Annotated in this window: 2 protein-coding genes and 1 pseudogene; 2 read left to right on the forward strand and 1 reads right to left on the reverse strand. The window is 69.2% G+C overall.

Annotation, left to right across the window (positions count from 1 at the left end; translation table 11 throughout):
- Positions 1–3,327, forward strand: a 3,327-nt coding sequence (locus E1J50_RS25205; protein WP_132256907.1) for a response regulator, incomplete at its 5' end; no start/stop codon positions are given.
- Positions 3,327–5,387, forward strand: a complete 2,061-nt coding sequence (locus tag E1J50_RS25210; RefSeq protein WP_132256909.1) for a response regulator — start codon at positions 3,327–3,329, stop codon at positions 5,385–5,387. The genes E1J50_RS25205 and E1J50_RS25210, both read left to right, overlap by 1 nt.
- A 151-nt stretch (positions 5,388–5,538) precedes the next feature.
- Here E1J50_RS25210 and E1J50_RS27625 read toward each other — a convergent pair.
- Positions 5,539–5,785: pseudogene (locus tag E1J50_RS27625) on the reverse strand (autotransporter outer membrane beta-barrel domain-containing protein); the annotation flags it as partial.

Consider the following 5,785-nt stretch of genomic DNA (forward strand, 5'->3'; position numbering starts at 1 on the left):
GACAACGTGAACATGATGGCGGCGAACCTCACGGGGCAGGTGCGCGGCATCGCCAGCGTCGTGACGGCGGTCGCCCAGGGCGACCTCAAGCGCAAGCTCTCGGTCGACGCCAAGGGCGAGATCGCGGCCCTCGCCAACACCGTCAACGAGATGATCGAGACGCTGGCCACCTTCGCCGATCAGGTGACGAACGTCGCCCGCGAGGTGGGCGTCGAGGGCAAGCTCGGCGGACAGGCGCGGGTGCCGGGCGCCGCCGGCCTCTGGCGCGACCTCACCGACAACGTGAACCAGCTCGCGGCGAACCTCACCACGCAGGTGCGCGCCATCGCGGAGGTGGCCACCGCCGTGACGAAGGGCGACCTCGCCCGGTCCATCGCGGTCGAGGCCTCCGGCGAGGTCGCGGCGCTGAAGGACAACATCAACGAGATGATCCGCAACCTGCGGGACACGACGCTGAAGAACGCCGAGCAGGATTGGCTGAAGACCAACCTCGCCAAGTTCACCCGCATGCTGCAGGGCGAGCGCGACCTCGCCACCGTCTCGAACATGATCCTGTCCGAGATCGCGCCCCTGGTCAGCGCCCAGCGCGGGGTCTTCTACATGGTCGAGGACGATGCCGGCGACCCGGTGCTCGACCTCGTGGCGAGCTACGCCTTCACCGAGCGCAAGAACCTCTCGAACCGCTACCGGATGCGCCAGGGCCTCGTCGGGCAATGCGCCCACGAGAAGAAGCGGATCCTGCTCACCAACGTGCCGGGCGACTACATCACGATCGGCTCGGCGCTGGGCGAGGCGGCCCCGCTGAACATCATCGTGCTGCCGGTGCTCTTCGAGCAGGAGGTGCGGGCCGTGATCGAGCTCGCCTCCTTCAACCGGTTCAGCGAGACGCACCAATCCTTCCTCGACCAGCTCACCGAATCGATCGGCATCGTGCTGAACACGATCGCGGCGAACATGCGCACCGAAGGGCTCCTGAAGCAGTCGCAGCTCCTGACGGGCGAATTGCAGAGCCGGCAGGAGGAACTGAAGAAGACCAACGACCGCCTCGAATTGCAGGCCGCCTCGCTGCAGCAATCCGAGGACCTGCTGAAGAACCAGCGCGAGCGGCTCCAGCTCACGAACGAGGAACTGGAGGAGAAGGCGCGTCTCCTCGAGATCCAGAAGCGGGAGGTCGAGGGCAAGAACCGCGAGGTCTCCGTCGCCAAGACGGCGCTGGAGGAGAAGGCCGAGCAGCTGACGCTGACCTCGCGCTACAAGTCGCAGTTCCTTGCCAACATGAGCCACGAGCTGCGCACGCCGCTCAACAGCCTCCTGATCCTCTCGAAGCTCCTCTCCGAGAACCGGGACGGCAACCTCACCGACAAGCAGCGGGAATTCGCCAAGACCATCAACGCGGCCGGGACCGACCTGCTGTCGCTGATCAACGACATCCTCGACCTCTCGAAGATCGAGTCGGGCACCGTGTCGCTCGAGGTCGGCGACCTCGCGCTGCAGGACCTCGTCGACCACCTCAACCGCACCTTCCGGCAACTCGCCGAGGAGCGCCGCCTCGCCTTCGAGATCGAGGTGGCGCCGGGCCTGCCGCGGAGCCTGCGGACGGATGCGAAGCGCCTGCAGCAGGTCCTGCGCAACCTCCTCTCGAACGCCTTCAAGTTCACCGAGAAGGGCACCGTCTCCCTGCGGATCGGCACCGCGGAAGGGACCCCGCTCCGCGGCGGGAGCCAGTGGCTCGCCCTGTCCGTCACGGATACCGGGATCGGCATCGCCGAGGACAAGCAGCGCATCATCTTCGAGGCGTTCCAGCAGGCCGACGGCACCACGAGCCGGAAATACGGCGGCACGGGCCTCGGCCTCGCCATCAGCCGCGAGATCGCGCGCCTGCTCGGGGGCGAGATCGTGCTGGAGAGCCGGCTCGGAACGGGGAGCACCTTCACGTTGTTCCTGCCGTTCGAGCCGCCGGCGACCGCGGTTCTGGGCCGTCCCCTCGACGGCGCCGAAACCGCCGGCCCGCTCCCGACGCTCGGCCGGACGCCCAACGCGGCGATGGCGCTCTCGGCCTCGGCCGACGACCGCCACGCCATCCACGCGGGAGATCACATCGTGCTGATCGTCGAGGACGACGCGATGTTCGCCTCGGTGCTTCTGGAACTCGCGCGCGAGCGGGGCTTCAAGGGCCTGATCGCGCAGGACGGCGCCGGCGCGCTGAGCCTCGCGCACCGGTTCAAGCCGCACGCCATCACCCTCGATATCGGGCTGCCGGACATGGATGGCTGGGCGCTGCTCGACCTCCTCAAGAACGACGGCCGGACCCGGCACATCCCGATCCACGTCATCTCGGTCAACGACGAGAAGAAGCGCGGGCTGCGGGCCGGGGCGTTCGGGTTCCTGGAGAAGCCGGTCGACCGCGAGGGGCTCCTGCGCGCCCTGGAGCGCTCGAAGGACTTCATCACCCGCCCCGTCCGCACCCTCCTCCTCGTGGAGGACGACGAGAACCAGCGCGCCAGCATCACCGCGCTGCTCGGCGAGGAGGACGTGAAGATCTTCGCCGTGGGCACGGCCGCGGCCGCCCTGGAGGCGCTCGCCGGCGGCCGCTTCGACTGCGCGATCATCGATCTCGGCCTGCCCGATCTCGGCGGCTCCGAGCTGATCGAGCAGATCCGCGCCACGGCCGAGGGCGAGGAGCTGCCGATCATCGTCTATACGGGCCGCGAGCTCACGCCCGCGGAGGAGCAGCAGCTCAAGCAGACCGCCTCGACCATCATCCTCAAGGACACGGGCTCCTCAGAACGGCTGCTCGACGAGACCGCCCTGTTCCTCCACCGGGCGATCGGCCACATCCCGGTCGAGGACCAGATCGTCGTCGCGCACACGGAATCGACCCCGCTCCGCGGCTGCCGGGTCATCCTCGTCGACGACGACCTGCGCAACATCTTCTCCCTGACGAGCGCGCTGGAGCAGCACGGGCTGGAGGTTCTGTTCGCCGAGAATGGCCAGGACGGTATCGCCCTGCTCAAGGCCAACCCCAACGTCGACGCGATGCTGATCGACATCATGATGCCGGGGATGGACGGCTACGAGACCATGCAGGAGATCCGGGCCGAGCCCCGCTTCCGCAGCCTGCCCCTCATCGCGGTCACCGCCAAGGCCATGAAGGGGGACCGCGAGAAGTGCCTGGAGGCGGGGGCCTCCGACTACGTGTCGAAGCCGATCGACATGGATCAGCTCCTCGCCGTGCTGCGGGTCCAGCTGGAGCGGCGCGGCGAGGCCCTGAACGGGTCGGCCGCCCTCGCCGATAGTGCCGCAACGTCAGCCCGGCAGCAGCCGTGATGGAACGCCCGGATCCTCTCAGACCCGGCGCGGACGCGCCCGCCGCTTCGGCCGCGCTCGCGGACGAGGCGCCGGGCGGCGCCAAGATCCTGATCGTCGACGACGACCCGCGCAATCTGCTGGCCGCTTCGGAGGTCCTGGCCGATCCCGGGATCGAGATCGTGCTCGCGGATTCCCCCGAGGAAGCCCTGCGCCGGACCCTGCGCGAGGATTTCGCGGTCATCCTCCTCGACGTGCAGATGCCGCGCATGGACGGCTACGAGGTGGCCGCGCTGATCCGCAGCCGCCCGCGGACCTCCCGCGTCCCGATCCTGTTCCTGACGGCGCACAACAAGGAGGACATGCACATCTTCCGCGGCTACTCGGCCGGCGCGGTGGATTACGTTTTCAAGCCGATCCAGCCGCTGATCCTGAAATCCAAGGTCGATGTCTTCGTCGATCTCTACCGCAAGACCGAGGAGATCCGGCTGAAGGCCGCTGCCGAGAAGCAGCTCCTCCTGGAGAACCTGCGGGTCCGCGGCGAGAAGCTCGAGGCCGAGCAGGCCCTGCGGCGGCGCGAGGAGCATCAGGCCGCCGTGCTGCGCGGCCTCCCCATCGCCCTCTACACGGCCGACCTCGACGGGACGGGCCGGCGCCTGCGCTTCACCAACGACAGCATCGAGCGGATCACCGGCTTCTCGCGGGACGCCTTCGCGGAGCCGGGCCTGTGGGAATCCCGCCTCGACCCTGAGGACCGGGCGCGCGTGTTCGAGACGCTGAGCACCGTCCCCGAGGCCGGCGCGGCGACGCTCGAATATCGCTGGCGCAACGCCGACGGCGAGGAGCGGCACATCCTCGACCAGATCGTGATCAACCGCGGCGAGGACGGGGGGACGGCCGAGCTCTTCGGGATGTGGTTCGACGTCACCGAGCGCAAGGAGATGGAGCTCAGCCTGCAGCACGCCTCGAAGCTCGAGGCGGTCGGCCGCCTGACGGGCGGCATCGCGCACGACTTCAACAACATGCTGAGCATCATCATCGGCAATCTCGACCTGCTGAAGGGGTCGCTGCCGGACGACGAGCGGGCGCGCCGCCGGGTCGAGAGCGCGATCGAGGGGGCGCAACGCTGCGCGGAGCTGACAAGCCGCCTCCTCGCCTTCTCGCGCCGCTCGCCCCTGCAGCCCTCGGCACTCGACTTCGGCACCTTCCTGCCGGGGCTGATCAAGCTCCTGGAGCGCACGTTGGGCGAGCGCATCACCGTCGCCTTCTCCCTCGACGAGGGGCTGCCCGAGGTCTGCGTCGACCACGCGCAGCTCGAGGCGGCGATCATCAACCTCGCGGTCAACGCCCGCGACGCGATGCCGGAGGGTGGCGCCCTCAGCATCGGCGCGCGGCGCCGGGCCGAGGCCGCACCGGACGGGGCGCCGGGCAGCGTGGAGATCTCGGTGGCCGATACCGGCACCGGCATGCCGCCCTCGGTCCTCGCCCGCGTGTTCGAGCCGTTCTTCACCACGAAGGAGGTCGGCAAGGGGACAGGGCTCGGCCTCAGCATGGTCTACGGCTTCGTCCAGCAGAGCGGCGGCAGCATCGCGGTCGAGAGCGTGGTCGGAGAGGGCACGCGCTTCGTCATCACCCTGCCGGCGCTCGCGCGGCCTCCCGCCGATCCGACGGGGGCGGACCCGGGCGAGGCGCCCTGCGCCATCGACGGCGCCGGGCGCGCCGTCCTCGTCGTCGAGGACGACGCCGATGTCCGCGGCACGGTGGTCTCGACGCTCGAATCCCTCGCCTTCAAGGTTCTGAGCGCGCATGACGGCAACGAGGCCCTGCGCATCCTCGAGCACGAGCCCGACGTCGCCCTCGTCTTCAGCGACGTGAACATGCCGGGCGCCATCACCGGGATCGACCTCGGGCACAGGATCCGGGAGCAATGGCCGACGATGCCGATCCTGCTCGCCTCCGGATACCTGCGCGAGGACCAGGACACGAACGGCTTCGAGCTGCTGCAGAAGCCCTACCGCGCCTCGGACCTGATCCACTCCCTGCAGGATCTGCTGAGCGGCGAGGCCGGGCCAAACGCCTGACGGGCCGGCGTCCCGCCTCGATCCCGGGTTGATCGCGATCTACGTGGGCGGGGCTCGAGACGAGATCGCGGTCCAGGCCGGTGATCACCCGGAACGGCAAGCCCCGGGCCGATCGTCGGATCGGCCCGGGGCGGCGTCCGCGAGACGCGCCCTAGAACGGGTAGCGGATGCCGCCGTTGATCGAGTAGCCGTCCAGCCGCTCGCCGAACCGCACGTCGCCGCGCACGTAGCCCAGAAGGTCCGTGCCCAGAAGCTGGCCCGTGATGCCTACCCCCACCTGGCCGAACGTCCCGATCCGGTTCGTCAGGATCGGCACGAAGAACGCCGAACTGCCCTGCTGAACCGCCGCCAGGCTCGCCGTCGGGATGAAGCGCGAGGCCGCGTTGCCCGCAAACTCG

This window comes from Methylobacterium segetis (assembly GCF_004348265.1).
In the GTDB taxonomy this organism is placed as follows: Bacteria; Pseudomonadota; Alphaproteobacteria; order Rhizobiales; family Beijerinckiaceae; genus Methylobacterium; species Methylobacterium segetis.

What these genes read in the sequence shown, in the direction of transcription:
- E1J50_RS25210 (WP_132256909.1), top strand. Translation starts at nt 3,327, where the DNA reads ATGGAACGCCCGGATCCTCTCAGACCCGGCGCGGACGCGCCCGCCGCT.